The organism is Embleya australiensis, assembly GCF_051903075.1.
In the GTDB taxonomy this organism is placed as follows: Bacteria; Actinomycetota; Actinomycetes; order Streptomycetales; family Streptomycetaceae; genus Embleya.
This window is the reverse complement of the sequence record NZ_CP182422.1, coordinates 2,871,712-2,887,760: the sequence shown is the minus strand read 5'-3', so window position 1 is coordinate 2,887,760 and position 16,049 is coordinate 2,871,712. Positions and strand designations below refer to the sequence as shown.

Genomic DNA, 16,049 nt, shown 5'->3' with positions numbered 1-16,049 from the left:
GTCCCGGCGCGCGCGGGGGACGGCGCGGCGGGCGGGCTACCCCCGCTTGTCCACGATCTCCCGCAGGCGCTCCACCAGCGGCTCGACCACCGCCTCGGGGACGAACCGCTCCCGCGCCAACGCGACCGCAGCCGCGCGCAGTCGGGCCACCTCCGGCGGATGCTGGGCCAGCCGGCGCAGCGCGTCGGCCAGCGCGTCGGAGTCGCCCGCCGGGACGAACAACCCGGCCGCGCCCAGCAGTCGGCGCTGCGGCGCGGTGTCCGAGGTGAGCACCGCGCACCCCGCCGCAGCGCCCTGGAAAACCTTGTTCGGCACCAGCCGCAACGCCTTGGCGCCGGTGCCGAACACCCCCAGGCACACATCGTGCGCGGCGACCAGGCGCGGCAGTTCGGCCTCGGGTACCCAGGTCCGCCAGGTCACCCGGGGCGCGTTCGGCCCGACCAGGTCCTTCGTACGCTGGGCCTGGAGGCCGCGGCCGATCATGGTCACGGTGATCGGATAGCCGTCCAGCCGACTGAGCGCGGCGCCGATCACCGGTGCGCCCTGCACCGGCGAGTACAGCCCGACCGAGATCACCCGCAGGTCCTCGCCCGGCCGAAAGCCCGGCTCGAAGTCGGCCGCGGGCTCCGGTAGCGGGTCGGGTCGCGGCTCGGCCGACGGGTCGCCGAGCGGGTCCGGGGACGCCTTCGGGCCCGCCCGCCCCGCGTCGAACCACACCGGCGCCGCCCCGATCGGCACCACCACGGCCCGATCCCGCTGCGCCGGCGCGAGCACCCGGCGGTGCTCCTCGGTGTCCACCAGGACCAGTCGCGCCGCGGCGATCGCCGCCTGCTCGATCCGGTCCACCTTGCGCAGTTCGGCCTGGGCGGCGTGGCCCAGCCGATCGGCCACGTCGTCCACGCTCTCCAGGTGGTCCAGCACCAGCGGCACCCCGGGGAACAACCGCCGCGCGATCTGGATGTCGAGCCGGCCCTGATAGCCGACGATCACCACGTCGGGGCGCGGCGCGCGCCGAGCCTTGGCCACCAGCTCCGCGATGCACCGCGCGTGCCGTATTCGCTGGCGGGGGATCCCGGGGTGTGCCGACGGCGGCGGGACCATCGGGCCCGCGTCCATGTGGCCGAGCGGAACGTTGCAGGTCACCACCTCGATGCCGTGCCGCCGCAAGCCCTCGATGAGGATTCCCACCCGGGGGTGGACGGTCGTGTCATAGGTGCCGAACGCCATCACCCGCATAGCTGAAGTCTGCTCTGCGCACATCGGCACAAAACCGGGAAGGTACCGTGGCGGTCCGAACCCGGACCCCGAGGAGAGCCCGTTGCACCCCAGTGCCCACCGGCGCGTGTGGCGTCCCGGGTTCGCCCTCGATCTTCGGCTCACCCTCGGCCAACTGCGCCGGGGACACAGCGATCCGACGTACCACGCGGGCGCCGACGGCTCGGTGTGGCGCACCTCGCGCACCCCCGAAGGGCCGTGCACGCTGCGGGTGATCGACCGACCCGCGACCGGCGAGATCGAGGCGAGCGCGTGGGGGCCGGGCGCCGAGTGGCAATTGCACGCGCTGCCGGCGCTGCTCGGCGCCGACGACGACCCGGCCGCGCTCGTCGCCCGACACCCGATCGTGCGCGACGCGCAACGCCGGTACACCGGCCTGCGGATGCCGCGCAGCGCGCTGGTCCTGGCCGCCCTGGTGCCCTCGATCCTGGAGCAGAAGGTCACCACGATCGAGGCGCGCCGGGCCTTTCGGCTGCTGCTCGGCAAGTACGGCGAGGCCCCGCCCGGCCCGGCGCCGGCGGGCCTGCGGGTGATCCCCGACGCGCGTACCTGGGCGCTGATCCCGTCCTGGGACTGGGCCCGCGCCGGAGTGGACGGGCGCCGCTCGCGCACCGTGATCGAGGCGACCCGGGTGGCGGGCCGCCTGGAGGCGACCACCGAGGTGTCGCACCCCGAGGCGGCCCGGCTGATGCGCCTGGTGCCCGGGATCGGGGTGTGGACCGCAGCCGAGACCATGCAGCGCTCGCACGGCGACCCCGACGCGCTGTCCGTGGGCGACCTGCACCTGCCCAAGACCATCGGCTTCGCGCTCGCCGGGCACGCCGTGGACGACGCCGGAATGCTCGAACTCCTCGCCTGCTACGGGGGAAACCGGCACCGGGCCGCGCTGCTGATCCGCATGTCGGGGGTCAAGGTCCCGCGCCGCGCGCCCCGCTACGCCCCGCGCCCGCACTTCACCGGCAGGACCCTGTGAACGGGCGTCCCTCGGCGGGCGGCACGTTTGTCTCCCGGGGCCTCGGGCAGCCGTTCGGGTGAAGGACCCGGCTGCGCAGCACGGCAGCTCGGAACCGACACCGAGAACGAGGAGGAAGTGCTCGTGACGACCGTCCAGCACTCGATCGACGTGGACGTGCCGGTCCGCACCGCCTACAACCAGTGGACCCAGTTCCGGGAGTTCCCGCGGTTCATGAGCGGGGTCGAACGGATCGACCAGATCAACGCGACACACACCCACTGGGTGACCAAAATCGCCGGAGTGACCCGGGAGTTCGACGCCGAGATCACCGAGCAGCGGCCCGACGAACGGGTCGCGTGGAAGACCGTGGACGGCCCGCATCAGGCGGGTGTGGTCACCTTCCATCGGCTCGACGACGTACACACCCGCGTGATGTTCCAGATGGAGTTCGACCCCGATGGCCTGGTGGAGACGGTCGGCGACAAGCTCGGCTTCGTCCGCGGCCGGACCAAGGGCGACCTGGAACATTTCAAGTCGTTCGTGGAGGAGCGGGGCCAGGAGACCGGCGGCTGGCGCGGTGAGGTCGAGCCGCCCGGCAGCCACGGGTCGGCCGATCTGCCGCAGACGCCGCCTCCGCCGTACCCCGGCCCCGGCATGCCGCCCACTCCCGGGCGGACCGGAGCCCCGGGCGGCGGGCACATCCCGCCGCCGCGCCCGCAGGCTCCGCCGACCGTCGGCGGCGGGACGCAGGGCTACTGATCAGGCGTGAAGCCCCCGGACATCGGCCGGACACCGCCCCCGACCCCACGTCGGCGGCGGTGTGGGCCCGCCGATTCCGGGCCGGCAGCGCCGAGCGGTGACGCACCGCGGTGAACCATGACGAAAGGGTGGGCCCGTCGCGGGCCCACCCCTTCGCCTGTCCGGGTTCCGCCGCCCGGTGCCGCGCTCAGCGCACCACGATCACGTCGTCCACCGTGCGGGCCGGACGCTCCCGGGGCGGCTCGGCCGGCCGGCCCACCGCGACGGCGCCCATCGGGTCCCAGTCGGCGGGCAGCGCGAGCGTGGCGCGCACCACGTCCGGACAGAACATCGTCGACGACACCCATGCGGAGCCCAGGCCCTCGGCGGTCAGCGCGATCAGCAGATTCTGTACGGCGGCGCCCGCCGCGACGGTGAACATCTCCCGCTCGGCCCGCGAGCGCACCGGGTCGGGGTAGGCGTGCGCGCCGTCGGTGACCAGGCACGGCACCACCAGGTACGGCGCGTTGCGCAACACGTCGCCGCGCCCGACGCGCCGGGCGATCCGGTCCTCGTCCAGGCCGTCCGCGCGCAGATCCGCCACCCAGCGGGAGCGCATCGCGTCGAGCAGGGCGATCCGGGCCGGCGCGCTCTCCAGGAGCACGAAGCGCCACGGCACGGTGTGATGCGGCGCGGGCGCGGTGATCGCGGCGGCCACCGCGCGGCGTACCGCCTCCGGATCCACCGGCTCGTCGGTGAACGCGCGCACCGTACGTCGGGCGGTGATCGCGGTGCGGGCCCCCTCGGCGACCGCCTCGGCGGTACCGAGTCGGAACATGTCGTCCGCGGCGCCGCGCACCAGCGGGCGCACTCCGGCCCCGTCGGCCTCGGTGACCAGGTGCGCGAGGCCGCGCACCACCGCCACCGGGACGGCGCCGGCCTTGCCCTTGACCAGTTCGGCGGCGCTCGCGAGTTCGTCGACCACGGCGGTGATCGTCACCGCCAACTCGTTGCCGTGCGTGTCGATCCGGCCCCGGTGGTCGTCGACCGCGTCCAGCCCGGCGACGCCGATCGCGACGTCGGTGACCCCGTTGCGCCACGGCCGGCCGAAGGTGTCCGACACCACGACGCCCACCCGCACGCCGGCCCGCTCGGCCAGCGCGGCGCGCAACCGCCGGGCGGAGGCGTCCGCATCCTCGGGCAGCAACAACAGCGTGCCCGGCTCGGTGTTGGAGGCGTCCACACCGGCCGCCGCCATCACGAAGCCGTGCCGGGTCTGCACGATCCGGGTCGGCCCCTTGCGGGCGATCAGACGGACCGCCTCGGCGTCGATCACCTTCTCCCGATCGACCCCGCGCAGCAGCCGCCCCTCGGCCTTGCTGAAGATCTTCGAGGTGACCACGAGCACGTCGCCGTCGCGCAGTCCGGGACCGTCGGGACCGGCCGCCGCGTCCGCGATCAGCGCGGCCAGGTCGGCGCCTTCGCCGATCTCCGGCAGCCCGGACACGCCCAGGATCGAGTAGCCGCTCGGCGGGGCGACCATCACCGCACCTCGTCCGCGAGCGCGAGCGCGGCCCGGGCCATCTCGGCGGTGGCCTCGACATCGCTCATCAACAGCGGGATCGCCCGACACGGGATGCCGGCGGCCTCCACGCTCAGCACGGCCGCCGCGTCGGCGGTGTCCACGAGCCAGCCGTCGAGCAGACCGGGGCCGTAGTGCTGCGCGACCGCCGCCGCGCTCGTCTCCACACCGACGGCCTCCAGGACCCGGTCGGCCATCCCGCGCACCGGGGCGCCCCCGATGATCGGCGACAGGCCGATCACCGGCGCCTCGGCGGCCACCAGCGCCTCCCGGATGCCGGGCACGCCCAGGATGGTGCCGATGCTGACCACCGGATTCGACGGCGGGAACAGGATCAGGTCGGCCTCGGCGATCGCCTCCAACACGCCGGGCGCGGGCTTGGCGGTCTCGATCCCGACCGGCACGATCGCGTGCGCCGTCGGCGCGGCCCGCAGCCGCACCCAATACTCCTGGAAATGCACCGCCTTGCGGGTGCCGGGCTTGTCCGGATCATCGATCACCACGTGCGTCTCGACGCGGTCGTCGCTCATCGGGATCAGCCGCACCCCCGGCTGCCACCGCGCGCACAGCGCCTCGGTGACGGCCGACAGCGGATACCCGGCGCCGAGCATCTGGGTCCGCACGATGTGGGTCGCGTAGTCCCGGTCGCCGAGCCCGAACCAGGTCGGCTCGACCCCGTAGGCGGCCATCTCCTCGCGAATGCTCCACGACTCGTCCCGACGCCCCCAGCCCTGCTCCTCGTTGATGCCGTCGCCGAGCGTGTACATGACGGTGTCGAGGTCCGGACACACCTTCAGCCCGAACAGGTGGATGTCGTCCCCGGTATTGCCGACGACGGTGATCTCCGCTTCCGGAACGGCCGCCTTGAGCCCCCGAAGAAACCGAGCCCCGCCGATACCTCCGGCCAGTACAACGATGCGCATGAAACCAGTCTCGCAGCACCCGACACCGAAGCGCCGGGGTGGGCGAACCCGACGCGCCACGACGGCAGGTCTTACGAACGGGTGACATCGGGGCGTGTGGGGGGATGAGGCGGCGCGGAGCGACTTAGTTTGGGCGGTATGAGGATCCTTGTCACCGGCGGAGCCGGGTTCATCGGGTCGCATGTCGTGGAGTGCCTGGTCGAGGCCGGGCACGAGGTGCGGGTCTTCGATCTGGTGTCCGTCGAGGGTGTGGACTCCGTGGTCGGGGACGTGCGCGACGCGGATGCGGTGGCGCGGGCGCTGGTCGGTGTGGACGCGGTGTGTCATCAGGCGGCCAAGGTCGGGCTCGGGCTGGATCTGGGGGACGCACCCGACTACGTGGGCTGCAACGACCTCGGCACCGCGGTGTTGTTGGCCGCCATGGGGCGCGCCGGTATCGGGCGGCTGGTGCTGGCCAGTTCGATGGTGGTCTACGGGGAGGGACTGGGGCGGTGCGCCGAGCACGGTGACGTGGTGCCCGGTGCGCGGCCGATCGAGGCGTTGGAGGCGGGGCGCTTCGAGCCGCCGTGTCCGGTGTGCGGGATGGAGGTGACGCCGGGACGGATCTCCGAGGAGGCGGCGCCCGACCCGCGCAACGTCTACGCCGCGACCAAGCTGGCCCAGGAGCACCTGGCCGGCGCGTGGGCCCGGAGCACCGGCGGCGTGGCCACCGCCCTGCGCTACCACAACGTCTACGGCCCGAGAATGCCGCTGGACACCCCGTACGCGGGCGTGGCCGCGATCTTCCGCTCGATGCTGCGCGCCGGGTTGCCGCCTCGGGTGTACGAAGACGGCGGCCAGCGGCGCGACTTCGTGCACGTACGGGACGTGGCCACGGCCAACCTGGCCGCCTTCGAGCGCTCGACGCCCGGTCTGCGGGCGTACAACGTGGCCACCGGCGTGCCGCGCACGGTGGGCGAGATGGCCCTCGCCCTGGCGGCCGCGCACGCGGGCCCGACGCCGATCACCACCGCGGAGTATCGACTGGGCGACGTGCGCCACATCACCGCCTCCGCGGCCCGGCTGGAGGCCGAACTCGGCTGGCGCGCCCAGATCGAATTCGCGGACGGCATGGCCCAGTTCGCCCACGTGTGAGCGACCCGCCGGCCGGCGGGCCCGGAGCACCCCCGCCCTCACCCCGTCGGCAGGCGCACCTCGAAGCGGCAGCCCGTGCCCGTGTTGGCGACCGCGACCCGGCCCGCGTGGGCTTCGACGATGCCGCGGACGATGGCCAGGCCCAGACCCGCGCCGCCGGCCGGGGACGGGGTGCGGGCGTGGGTGCCCCGCCAGCCTGTGTCGAACACACGCGGCAGGTCCTCCTCCGGGATGCCGCCGCACGCGTCGGTGACCGAGACCACCACCTCGCCGGCGGCCGTGCGCACGCCGACCGCCACCGTGCCGTCCGACGGCGTGTGCCGGATCGCGTTGACCAGCAGGTTCGTCAAAGCCCTGGACATCTCCCGGCCGTCCACCCGCACCGGCACCGCGACCATGTCCTCGCCCGCCACCCGGACCGCGCGGGACCGGGCCAACTCCTCGGTGCCCGCCATCGCGTCCGCCACCAGGTCGTAGAGCGAGACCCGGGCCGGGGACAACTTCAACGCGCCCGCCTGGATCCGGGACAGCTCGAACAGGTCGTCCACCATGCCGCTGAGCCGATCCACCTCGGTGCGGATCCGCCGGTGATAGCGCGCCGGGTCCTCGGGCAGGCCGTCCTCCAACGCCTCCGCCATCGCTCGCAGACCCGCCAGCGGAGTGCGCAGATCGTGCGAGATCCACGCGATCAACTCGCGGCGCGCGTGCTCGACCGCGCGCTCGCGGGCGCGCGACTCGGCCAGCTGTACCCCGGCGCGCTCCAACTCGCGGCCCAGCTCGGCCAGTTCGGCCACGGCCGAGACCTGCCGCGGCGGCGCGGGCGGGGGCGGCCCGCCGCCGAGCGCCCGAGCGGTACCGCGCAGCGCCCGTACGTCGGCCACCACCGGGCGGCCCAGCACCATCGCCACGGCGATCGCCAGCACCGCCGACACGGCGCAGACCACCATCACCACGGTCAGGTCGTGCGAGGACAACAACATCGCCTGGGAGACGCCGACGGTGCCCGCGGCCATGCCGGCTATCGTCACCACCGACATCGCGGCCAGCGCGACCGACAACGAGCGGTTGCGCAACCCCCGCAGGCCGAGCAGCCCGAGCAGCGTGACCCCCAGGCCGCTGCCCGCAGCGATCAGGCAGATCAGCGCGAAATCCTTCACCGGCACCCGGGTTCGACCTCCAAGCGGTATCCCACGCCCCACACGGTCACCAGGAGCCGGGGCGCGGCCGGGTCGTCCTCGATCTTCTCCCGCAGGCGCCGTACGTGCACGGTCACCGTGGACTGGTCGCCGAACTCCCACCCCCACACCCGGCGCATCAACTCCTCCCGGGTGAAGGCCCGGCCCGGCGCCCCCAGGAAGAAGCAGAGCAGGTCGAACTCACGCGCGGTGAGCGAGAGTTCGCGGCCGGCGCGGAGCACCCGGTGGGCGCGCACGTCCACCTCGACGTCGGCGTGCCGAAGCACCGACGGCACCGCCGCCGCGACGGGCCCCGCGACGCGGCGCAGCACCGACTGCACCCGCAGGACCAACTCGCGCGGGCTGAACGGCTTGGTGACGTAGTCGTCCGCGCCGACCTCCAGACCGAGCACCCGATCGCCCTCGTCGCCCAGCGCGGTCAGCATCACCACCGGGATCGGGCCGCGCTCGCGCAGCCGCCGGCATACGTCGAGGCCGTCCATGCCCGGCAACATCAGGTCGAGCACCACGAGGTCCGGCGGGTCGGCGGCGGCCAGGTCCAGGGCGGACGGTCCATCGGCGGCGTGCGCGGTGTGGAACCCCGCGCGTTCGAGATAGCCGACGACGACCTCGGCCACGGTCGGGTCGTCGTCGACGACGAGCACCTTCATGCCGGCGAGTGTAGGTGCGCGAAGGTGGACGATTCCGGCGCGGGTCGGATCCGTAAGCGGCCCGTAACCCACACGGCCGTATCGACGCGACGTCAGTACTTCGTAAGCACGTCATGCCTGGGTACACGCCGCACGCTTACCTAGCGTGAGCCGCATGGACGCCTCTTCAGCACATGCCGTGGAGCAATCCGCGGCCCATTTCGCGGCGCGGTCCGCCGAGCCGGCCGCACCACACTCCGCGGCCCGTTCCACAGCTCACTCCACAGAGCCATCTGCGATGCACTCGGCGGCGCCCTCCGCCGCCCACACCGTGGACGTGGTGCTGCCCTGTCTCGACGAGGCCCGCGCGCTGCCCTGGGTGCTCGCGCGGATGCCGGCCGGATATCGCCCCCTCGTGGTGGACAACGGCTCGCGCGACGGCTCGGCCGACCTGGCCCGCTCGCTGGGCGCCGAGGTGGTGGTCGAGCGGCGGCGCGGATTCGGCGCCGCCTGCCACGCCGGGCTGCTCGCCGCGACCGCGCCGATCGTCTGCTTCTGCGACTGCGACGCGTCCCTCGACCCCGCCCAACTGCCCGAGGTGGTGGACCCGGTACGCGCCGGCGACGCGGACCTGATGCTCGGCCGCCGCCGCCCGCAGAGCCTCGGCGCCTGGCCGCTCCACGCCCGCCTCGCCAACGCCGTACTCGCCCGCCGACTGCGCGGGCGCACCGGCGCCCGCCTGCACGACCTGGGACCGATGCGCGCCGCCCGGCGCGCCGACCTGCTCGCCCTCGACGTCCGCGACCGGCGCTCCGGCTACCCGCTGGAGACGGTGGTCCGCGCCGCCGACGCCCGCTGGCGGATCGCCGAGGTCGACGTGCTCTACCACCCGCGCGCGGGCCGCTCCAAGGTCACCGGCACGGTACGCGGCACCGTCACGGCCGTGCGCGACATGAGCGCGGTACTGGTCCGCCCCGGGCGGCCCGCATGACCACGCTGCTCGTGATCGCCAAGGCTCCCGTCCCGGGCCGGGTCAAGACCCGGCTGACCCCGCCGCTGACCCCCGACCAGGCCGCCGCGGTGGCCGAGGCCGCGCTCGCCGACACGCTCGCGGCGGTGCTGGCCACACCCGCCCGCCGCCGCGTCCTGGTGCTCGCGGGCGCGCCGGGGCCGTGGTTGCCGCCCGGCTTCGAGGTGTGCCCGCAGCACGGCGGCGGCCTCGACCTGCGCCTCGCCGCCGCGTTCGCCGGCTGTACCGGGCCGACCCTGCTGGTCGGCATGGACACCCCGCAGATCACCCCCGACCTGCTGAGCGTGGACTGGTCGGCCGCCGACGCGTGGTTCGGCCCGGCAACCGATGGCGGGTTCTGGGCGATCGGCATGCGCCGACCGGATCCCTCGGTCTTCCCCGGCGTGCCGATGTCGGTGCCCGAGACCGGCGCGGTACAGCGCGCCCGGCTGCTCGCCGCCGGCCTGACCGTGCGCGACCTGCCCACCCTGACCGACATCGACACGGCCGACGACCTGGCCGCCGTCACCCGCGACATCCCCGGCACACACTGCGCCGGCGTGGCCCGCGCGCTGCTCGGCGACGGGGTGTACGCATGACCCTGGTCCACGAGCCGACGCCCGGGACGAACGCCGCGAGCGATCCGTACGCGGACGCCGCCGATCCCTACGCGGTCGCGCTGCGCGAGGGCGGCGCGCTCTACCTGCGCCGGCACGGCGGTCGGCGGCAGCGCCTCGAACTGGCCCGCTGGTGCGCCGAGCCGGACGCCGCCGACGACACCCTGCTGGCCCGCTGTACCGGCCCCACCCTCGACGTCGGCTGCGGCCCGGGCCGGCTGGCCGCCGCGCTGACCCGGCGCGGGGTGGCCGCGCTCGGCGTGGACCCGGTACCGGCCGCGGTGGCCCGCAGCCGAGCCGCCGGCGCGAGTGCGCTGTGCCGCTCGGTGTTCGAGCCGCTGCCGGGGGAGGGCCGCTGGGCGGTCGCGCTGCTCGCCGACGGCAACATCGGCATCGGCGGCGACCCGGCCCGGCTGCTCGACCGTATGCACACCCTGCTCGCCCCGGGCGGCCTGCTCCTGGTCGAGACCGACCCCCAGGACGTCCACGAACGTTTCGCGGCCCGGGTCGAGAACGCGGGCGGCGGCCACGGCGGCGCCTTCCGCTGGGCCAGGATCGGCACCCCGTCCCTCCGCCGCCTCGCCCCCGCCCACGCGTTCACCCCGACCGAGAGCTGGACCCACACGAACCGCACGTTCGCCGCCCTGCGCCAGCACTGACCCGGGGCCGATCCCGCCCGCGCGCGCCCGTGCCCCACCCGCCCCCGCTCAGTCGTGCCCCCGCCCCCGCGCGTACCGCCACCCCACCACCAGCGCCGTCCCCGCCACCACCACGCCCCACACGATCGCCAGCCCGTCCGCGTAGTCCAGCGGCAACACCGACGGATTCTGCGTGGGCAGCGGCCGCAACAGCGCCGGCAGCGCGATCAGCGTGCCCACCACCCCCACCGCGAGCCCGCCGAGCACCGTCCGGCGCACCCACGCGGGCGGCCCCGGCCGCACCCGCATCACCAGCGCGCCGACCACGAAGACCACCACGGCGAATACCGCGTCGTGCAGCAGCAACCCACCGACCAGCCACTTCGCCAGACCCAGCCGATCGCGCAGGAACGGGTCGTCGCGGACCCCGACCACACCCCACCCGATCCCGGCCAGGCCCACCGCCCCGAGCACGAGGCGAACGACCGTGACCACCCGCCCCGTACGCGGCGCGACCGGCGGCGGCTCGAACGCCGTACTCATCGCACTACCTCCATCCTGGCGACCCACTTCGTCTGCAACACGCCCGGCCGGTTCGGCGCGATGATCCGCGCGGGATAGCCGTGATCCTCGGCCAGCGGGGCACCGTTGAGCATCAGCGCCAGCAGGGTCAGCGGATCGTCGGTCCACTCGCCCGGCATGTCCATCACCGAGTACGGACTGAACCGCTCGTGCGAGAACACCCGCAGCCGATCCCCCGGCGCAGCCCCCGCCCGCTCCAGCAGATCCCGGATCCGCACCCCCGACCAGTGCGCCGACGCGCTCCAGCCCTCGACACACGTGATCGGCAACACCGACCGACTCTGCGGCATCGCCAACAACTCCGCCCGGGACAGCGCGAACGGCCGCGGCCCGGCCACCTCCAGCCGCCACCCGGGATCACGCACCGCCGCGAACACGCCCGCCGCGGCCGCCGTCCGGTTCACCGGCAGCCCCTGCGGCCCCAGATCCGCCCGCCGCGGCGCCAGTACCGACACCCGCCCCAGCGGCGTCACCGTCTGCCCCACCGTGGCCAGCGTGACCACACCCACCCCCGCGCCGAGCCCGGTCAACAACCCGCGTCGCGACGGCCCGTGCGGATCCGCCGGCGCCCCGCGCGGCCGGCGCCAATGCGCCACGATCAGCGGCAACTTCACCGCCACGTGCAGCGTGATGGCCCCCGCCGCCACCCACGCGATCCAGTAGTGCGCCGGCACGAACGGGAACGGCCACGGATACCACTGGACGACGTTCAACAAACCGGTGCCCAGCTCGAAGATCGCCGCCATCATCAACACCGCGACGGACAACCGCTCCAAGGCGTGCACCACCGACTTCGCCGGCGGCCAGGCGAACAGATGCGGATACACCACCCACAACTTCACCAGGAGCAACGGCACCGCGGCGATCCCGGTCGCCACGTGCAGCCCCTGGGTGACCCGATACCCCCACACCGGCCGCGCGGGCAACGCGAGCCAGTGCGGCTGATGTTGCAGCACATGGCTGTACACCCCGGTCAGGAAGCAGACCAGGAAGGCCGGACCGAGCAACCGGCCCACCACCACGGCCGTGCGCGGATCGTGCAGCGTGTCACGGAAGGCCCCGGCCCGGAACGGACCCCGCCGCAACACGGCGGGCGGCTCCGGCAGGCGGATGTCGAGCTTCATGGGTCCAGCCAACGCGCAAAACCCGCCGCCGGCCCCCATTGACCGCCTTACGGAGTGCTGACGGTCGGCCCGGGATGCCCCGAAAACGGCCCGGCCGCCGACAGACTCGCCGCATGCCACCGAGCCCGCCGCCCACGCCCACGAGCGCGACCACGCCCACGCGCACGCGCACACCCGCGACTCCCGGCCCCGCGACCACGATCCTCGCCGCCGGCACCGGGCTCGCCCTCGCGGCGGCCGTGGGCTGCGCGGTGTACGGGCCGTGGACGCACCCCGGCAGCGTCGGCGTATTCGTGGTCTACGGCGTCGCCTGGGCGCTGTTCGCCCTCGGCGCCCACCTCGTGCGCCGACTTCCCGTGCGCCGCGCGGTGCCGCTGATCCTGCTCGGCGCGGTGGCCCTGCCCTTCCTCGCGACCGGCGCCGAACCGCGCACCAGCGACGACGCCTACCGCTACGCCTTCGACGGCCGGGTCCAGGCGGCGGGCCACTCGCCTTACACGCGCACCCCCGCCGACCCGGAGGTGGCCCGCTACCGCGACGACTGGCTCTTCCCGAAGGGCGGGTGCGCCGGGTGGTTCCGGCACCCGCTGCCGGACGGCGGCTGCACCCGGATCAACCGACCCGAGGTGCACACCATCTACCCACCCGTGGCCGAGGCCTACTACCTGCTCGTGCACCTGGCCACCCCGCCCGGCGGACACGAACCGGTCCAGGCCGCCGCCGCGTTGCTCGCCGTCGCGGTCACGGTGACCCTGCTCCTGGTGCTGCGCCGCTTCGGGCGCGACCCCCGGAACGCCGTGTGGTGGGCGTGGTGTCCGATGGTCGCGCTCGAAGCGGGCAACAACGCGCACGTGGACGTGCTCGGCGTACTGCTCATGGTGCTCGGCCTGGCTGCGGTCGCCGCCCGCCGGCCGATCCTGGGCGGCGTACTGCTCGGCGGCGCGGTCGCGACCAAGATGTTCCCCGCCGCGGCCCTGCCCGCCGGACTGCGCCGCGCACCGGTGCGGCTGCTCGGCGCGGCCGGGCTCACCGTCGTGCTGGTCTACCTGCCGCACGTGCTCGCCGCCGGGCACGCGGTGCTCGGCTACCTCCCCGGCTACCTGGCCGAGGAACGCTACGACGACGGCGCCCGGTTCGGCCTGCTCGGCCTGGTGCTGCCGGTGGAGGCCGCCCCGTACGCCGCCGTCGTCGTACTGCTCGCCCTCACCGCCGCGGCGATCGCCCGCGCCGACCCCGACCGGCCCTGGCACGGCGCGCTCACCCTCACCGGCGGCATGTTGTTCGTACTCACCCCGGCCTACCCCTGGTACGCGCTGCTCGTGGTCGCGCTCGTGGCCCTGGACGGCCGGCGGTGGGAGTGGCTGGCGCTCGGCCCGGCCGGTTACGCGCTCTACCTCACCTGGGGCCTGGACCTGTCCCCGGACCAGGTCCGCGCCACCCACCAGATCGGCTACGGCGTGGCGTTGCTCGTCGTACTCGCCGCCGCGCTCGTGCGCCGGCTGCGTCCGGCGGACGGCACCACGGGCAGCCCCGCCGCCTTCCACGCCTGGAAGCCGCCGATCAGGTCGGTCGCCCCGGACAGCCCCAGATCCACCAGGGAGGCCGCGGCGAGGCTCGATGCGTAGCCCTCGTCGCAGAACACCACCACGCGCACGTCCCAGCCGGTCGCCTCGGGCACCCGGGCCGTGCCCTCGGGATCGAGCCGCCACTCCAGATGGTTGCGCTCGATCACCAACGCGCCGGGGATCGCGCCGTCGGCGTCGCGCTGGAAGTCGGGGCGGGTGTCCACCAGGATCGCCCCGTCGTGGAACGCGGCGTGCGCCTGCTCGGGGCTCACCCGCACGAGTCGGGCCCGGGCCAGGTCCAGGAGTCGGTCGACGGCGCTCACCACTGCTCTCCCGAACGCTCGACGCCGACCCGACGCAGCGGTGCGAAGCTCGGCCGGGCGATGTCCTCGGCCGCGTCGTAGAGGTTCATCGACGCCAGGCGCGGGCTGTACACGTGCACGCTGACCGCGGGCTCCGTGCCCATGTTGGTCACCTCGTGCACGTAGGTAGGCCCGAATACGCGGGTCGCGCCCGGGGCGAGCACCCGCTCGCGGGCGCCGGCCCGACGCAGCGGGGTGACCACGAGCGAGCGCTCGTGCAACTCGCCGGAGACCACGGTGAACACGCCGGACGAGCCGCCGTGGTCGTGCAGGCCGGTGCCCTGGCCGGGCAGCCAGCTGAGCAGCCACACCTCCAGGTCCTCGGTCGCGGCGAGCCGCTTGTACCAGCGGGTGATCGGGTCGTAGCGGACCTGGTCGAGGTCGGCGGCGACGAGGCCGGCATGCTGCCGGGCGAGCGCGGCGAGCCGGGCGACGGCGGGGCGCACCGGGGGAGCGACGGGGAGGGCGAGTACGGCGGGGGCGGCGAGCGGGTCGCCGGCGACGGTGATGTCGCTGGACATAAGGGGGAGTCCTTCGGGATGTCTGCGCGAAATCTCACGCGCGGCGGATCTGGCGAACGCGGCGGATCGAAAACGAACACGCGAGCGGCAGACGGCGACCCGAACAATCGACCGAATCGAACGGTCGTGTCGATAAAGGGGGAAAGGGGAGAGAAGCCCCTTCAATGAGTGCCGCCGCTGCGCGGAGGACTGCCGAAATGGCGTCCTCAGGCGTTACAGCCGGTACAACAGCTGTACACGTGGTCACACGGCGGACACAGCGCACAGAAGACCCGACGGGCGTCGACAGGACGACTCCGGAACAGGCTGCAGCGTGCGGACATGGGAAAAGGACACCGTCTGGGGGGTGGCCCTGTCAACTCGCCGCGGTCCGCCGCGCCCCGTCGGTCCCCGATTCGGGTGACCGGGGTCGCGGGCACGGGTGAACCGGGGCCGTGGACAAGACTGGGCACGGGCCGCCGGCGCGGGCGGACCCGAGGCCGCGAACTCGGCCGACCGCTGGCCGATTCGGGTGAGGAATCCGGGGAAGGGATTGAAGCTCGCGGGGCACGGGGAGGCCCATTTCCGTGTGACGTCGGTCATCATCGCGGTTTTCCGGTCCCGCCCGGGAACTGCGTGGATGGTGCGAGGCGTAGTCCCTTGTAGAGGTCATCACGGGTTGGCATCGAATGGCGTCGCGCCTCCCGCCGGTACGCTCCCCGCCCGGAACGTCGAGGCGATTGCGCGGCACAACAGGTTGTCCGGATGTGTCCATTTATGTGGTCAATCCGGATTGTTGTGGTCCCGGGGAGTGAATCCCCGCCCTAATAGCAGAGCCCGGCTTGACGTCGCAGCAACGACGCGCTTGTAATTTCACACACGTCGTGAACCGTTACCGGTAACGGCTTAATCACGGGGACGCAAAAACGGGTCGAGGAGGCACGCGATGGGCGAGCTGTTCCAGCTACTGGTCGCCGACGGCGAGAGTGAGGAGGAGGAGTTCGGTTGGCAGGAGCGCGCCCTGTGCGCCCAGACCGACCCCGAGTCCTTCTTTCCCGAGAAGGGCGGCTCGACGCGGGAGGCCAAGAAGGTCTGCCTGGCGTGCGAGGTGCGCGACGAGTGCCTGGAATACGCGCTGGCCAACGACGAGCGCTTCGGGATCTGGGGCGGACTGTCCGAGCGCGAGCGGCGCCGGCTCAAGAAGGCGGCCGTCTGACGCT

General features: G+C 73.9%; 15 protein-coding genes and 2 pseudogenes. 8 read left to right on the top strand and 9 right to left on the bottom strand.

The window, feature by feature from the left end:
• Window positions 1-36: 36 nt before the first annotated feature.
• Window positions 37-1,236 (bottom strand): glycosyltransferase family 4 protein, encoded by a 1,200-nt coding sequence (locus tag ACMXN5_RS12160; protein WP_439675268.1) that lies wholly within the window; start codon window positions 1,234-1,236, stop codon window positions 37-39.
• Between the two features lie 82 nt (window positions 1,237-1,318).
• On the opposite strand from ACMXN5_RS12160, the gene ACMXN5_RS12155 reads away from it, so the two are divergent.
• Together ACMXN5_RS12155 and ACMXN5_RS12150 are read left to right on the top strand one after the other, a co-directional pair.
• Window positions 1,319-2,248 carry a DNA-3-methyladenine glycosylase family protein gene (locus ACMXN5_RS12155; protein ID WP_395800264.1) on the top strand — a complete coding sequence of 310 codons (930 nt, stop codon included), beginning with the start codon at window positions 1,319-1,321 and terminating at the stop codon, window positions 2,246-2,248.
• A 123-nt stretch (window positions 2,249-2,371) separates the two neighbouring features.
• Window positions 2,372-2,815 (top strand): annotated as a pseudogene (locus ACMXN5_RS12150) (SRPBCC family protein); the annotation flags it as partial.
• 361 nt (window positions 2,816-3,176) lie between these two features.
• Here ACMXN5_RS12150 and ACMXN5_RS12145 read toward each other — a convergent pair.
• Both ACMXN5_RS12145 and cofD read right to left on the bottom strand, forming a co-directional pair.
• Window positions 3,177-4,511 carry a coenzyme F420-0:L-glutamate ligase gene (locus ACMXN5_RS12145; protein ID WP_439675267.1) on the bottom strand — a complete coding sequence of 445 codons (1,335 nt, stop codon included), beginning with the start codon at window positions 4,509-4,511 and terminating at the stop codon, window positions 3,177-3,179.
• Window positions 4,511-5,473, bottom strand: coding sequence for a 2-phospho-L-lactate transferase (gene cofD, locus ACMXN5_RS12140; RefSeq protein ID WP_379999931.1), 963 nt, complete (start codon window positions 5,471-5,473; stop codon window positions 4,511-4,513). Before cofD ends, ACMXN5_RS12145 begins: the two co-directional genes overlap by 1 nt.
• Window positions 5,474-5,611: 138 nt before the next feature.
• Here cofD and ACMXN5_RS12135 point away from each other — a divergent pair, with 138 nt between their 5' ends.
• On the top strand, window positions 5,612-6,607 hold the full coding sequence (locus ACMXN5_RS12135) for an NAD-dependent epimerase/dehydratase family protein (protein WP_439675266.1): 996 nt from the start codon (window positions 5,612-5,614) through the stop codon (window positions 6,605-6,607).
• Between the two features lie 38 nt (window positions 6,608-6,645).
• Here the strand turns inward: ACMXN5_RS12135 and ACMXN5_RS12130 are convergent, their stop codons facing one another.
• Window positions 6,646-7,764: a sensor histidine kinase gene (locus ACMXN5_RS12130; RefSeq protein ID WP_439677992.1), complete on the bottom strand. Its 1,119-nt coding sequence runs from the start codon at window positions 7,762-7,764 to the stop codon at window positions 6,646-6,648.
• Window positions 7,761-8,453: a response regulator transcription factor gene (locus ACMXN5_RS12125; RefSeq protein WP_439675265.1), complete on the bottom strand. Its 693-nt coding sequence runs from the start codon at window positions 8,451-8,453 to the stop codon at window positions 7,761-7,763. The genes ACMXN5_RS12130 and ACMXN5_RS12125 overlap by 4 nt, the downstream gene beginning before the upstream one ends.
• Window positions 8,454-8,730: 277 nt before the next feature.
• On the opposite strand from ACMXN5_RS12125, the gene ACMXN5_RS12120 reads away from it, so the two are divergent.
• The 3 genes from ACMXN5_RS12120 to ACMXN5_RS12110 are packed head-to-tail and all read left to right on the top strand — an operon-like array spanning window position 8,731 to window position 10,717.
• On the top strand, window positions 8,731-9,423 hold the full coding sequence (locus ACMXN5_RS12120; protein WP_439675264.1) for a glycosyltransferase family 2 protein: 693 nt from the start codon (window positions 8,731-8,733) through the stop codon (window positions 9,421-9,423).
• Entirely contained in the window at window positions 9,420-10,040 is a 621-nt protein-coding gene (locus ACMXN5_RS12115; RefSeq protein WP_439675263.1) for a TIGR04282 family arsenosugar biosynthesis glycosyltransferase, read from the top strand. Before ACMXN5_RS12120 ends, ACMXN5_RS12115 begins: the two co-directional genes overlap by 4 nt.
• Window positions 10,037-10,717: a class I SAM-dependent methyltransferase gene (locus ACMXN5_RS12110; RefSeq protein WP_439675262.1), complete on the top strand. Its 681-nt coding sequence runs from the start codon at window positions 10,037-10,039 to the stop codon at window positions 10,715-10,717. Before ACMXN5_RS12115 ends, ACMXN5_RS12110 begins: the two co-directional genes overlap by 4 nt.
• 48 nt (window positions 10,718-10,765) lie before the next feature.
• Here the strand turns inward: ACMXN5_RS12110 and ACMXN5_RS12105 are convergent, their stop codons facing one another.
• Together ACMXN5_RS12105 and ACMXN5_RS12100 are read right to left on the bottom strand one after the other, a co-directional pair.
• The gene (locus ACMXN5_RS12105; RefSeq protein WP_439675261.1) at window positions 10,766-11,239 is read right to left on the bottom strand and encodes a hypothetical protein; all 474 of its coding nucleotides are present in this window, start codon (window positions 11,237-11,239) and stop codon (window positions 10,766-10,768) included.
• A complete protein-coding gene (locus ACMXN5_RS12100; protein WP_439675260.1) occupies window positions 11,236-12,402 on the bottom strand; it encodes a molybdopterin-dependent oxidoreductase in 1,167 nt (388 codons plus the stop codon). The genes ACMXN5_RS12105 and ACMXN5_RS12100 overlap by 4 nt, the downstream gene beginning before the upstream one ends.
• Window positions 12,403-12,476: 74 nt before the next feature.
• Here ACMXN5_RS12100 and ACMXN5_RS12095 point away from each other — a divergent pair.
• Window positions 12,477-13,631: pseudogene (locus ACMXN5_RS12095) on the top strand (glycosyltransferase 87 family protein); the annotation flags it as partial.
• A gap of 221 nt (window positions 13,632-13,852) precedes the next feature.
• Here the strand turns inward: ACMXN5_RS12095 and ACMXN5_RS12090 are convergent.
• Together ACMXN5_RS12090 and ACMXN5_RS12085 are read right to left on the bottom strand one after the other, a co-directional pair.
• Window positions 13,853-14,290, bottom strand: coding sequence for a rhodanese-like domain-containing protein (locus tag ACMXN5_RS12090; RefSeq protein ID WP_379999943.1), 438 nt, complete (start codon window positions 14,288-14,290; stop codon window positions 13,853-13,855).
• Window positions 14,287-14,850 (bottom strand): cysteine dioxygenase, encoded by a 564-nt coding sequence (locus tag ACMXN5_RS12085; RefSeq protein WP_395800284.1) that lies wholly within the window; start codon window positions 14,848-14,850, stop codon window positions 14,287-14,289. Before ACMXN5_RS12085 ends, ACMXN5_RS12090 begins: the two co-directional genes overlap by 4 nt.
• A 925-nt stretch (window positions 14,851-15,775) precedes the next feature.
• Here ACMXN5_RS12085 and ACMXN5_RS12080 point away from each other — a divergent pair.
• Window positions 15,776-16,045 (top strand): WhiB family transcriptional regulator, encoded by a 270-nt coding sequence (locus ACMXN5_RS12080; RefSeq protein ID WP_078976971.1) that lies wholly within the window; start codon window positions 15,776-15,778, stop codon window positions 16,043-16,045.
• The last annotated feature ends 4 nt before the right edge of the window (window positions 16,046-16,049 follow it).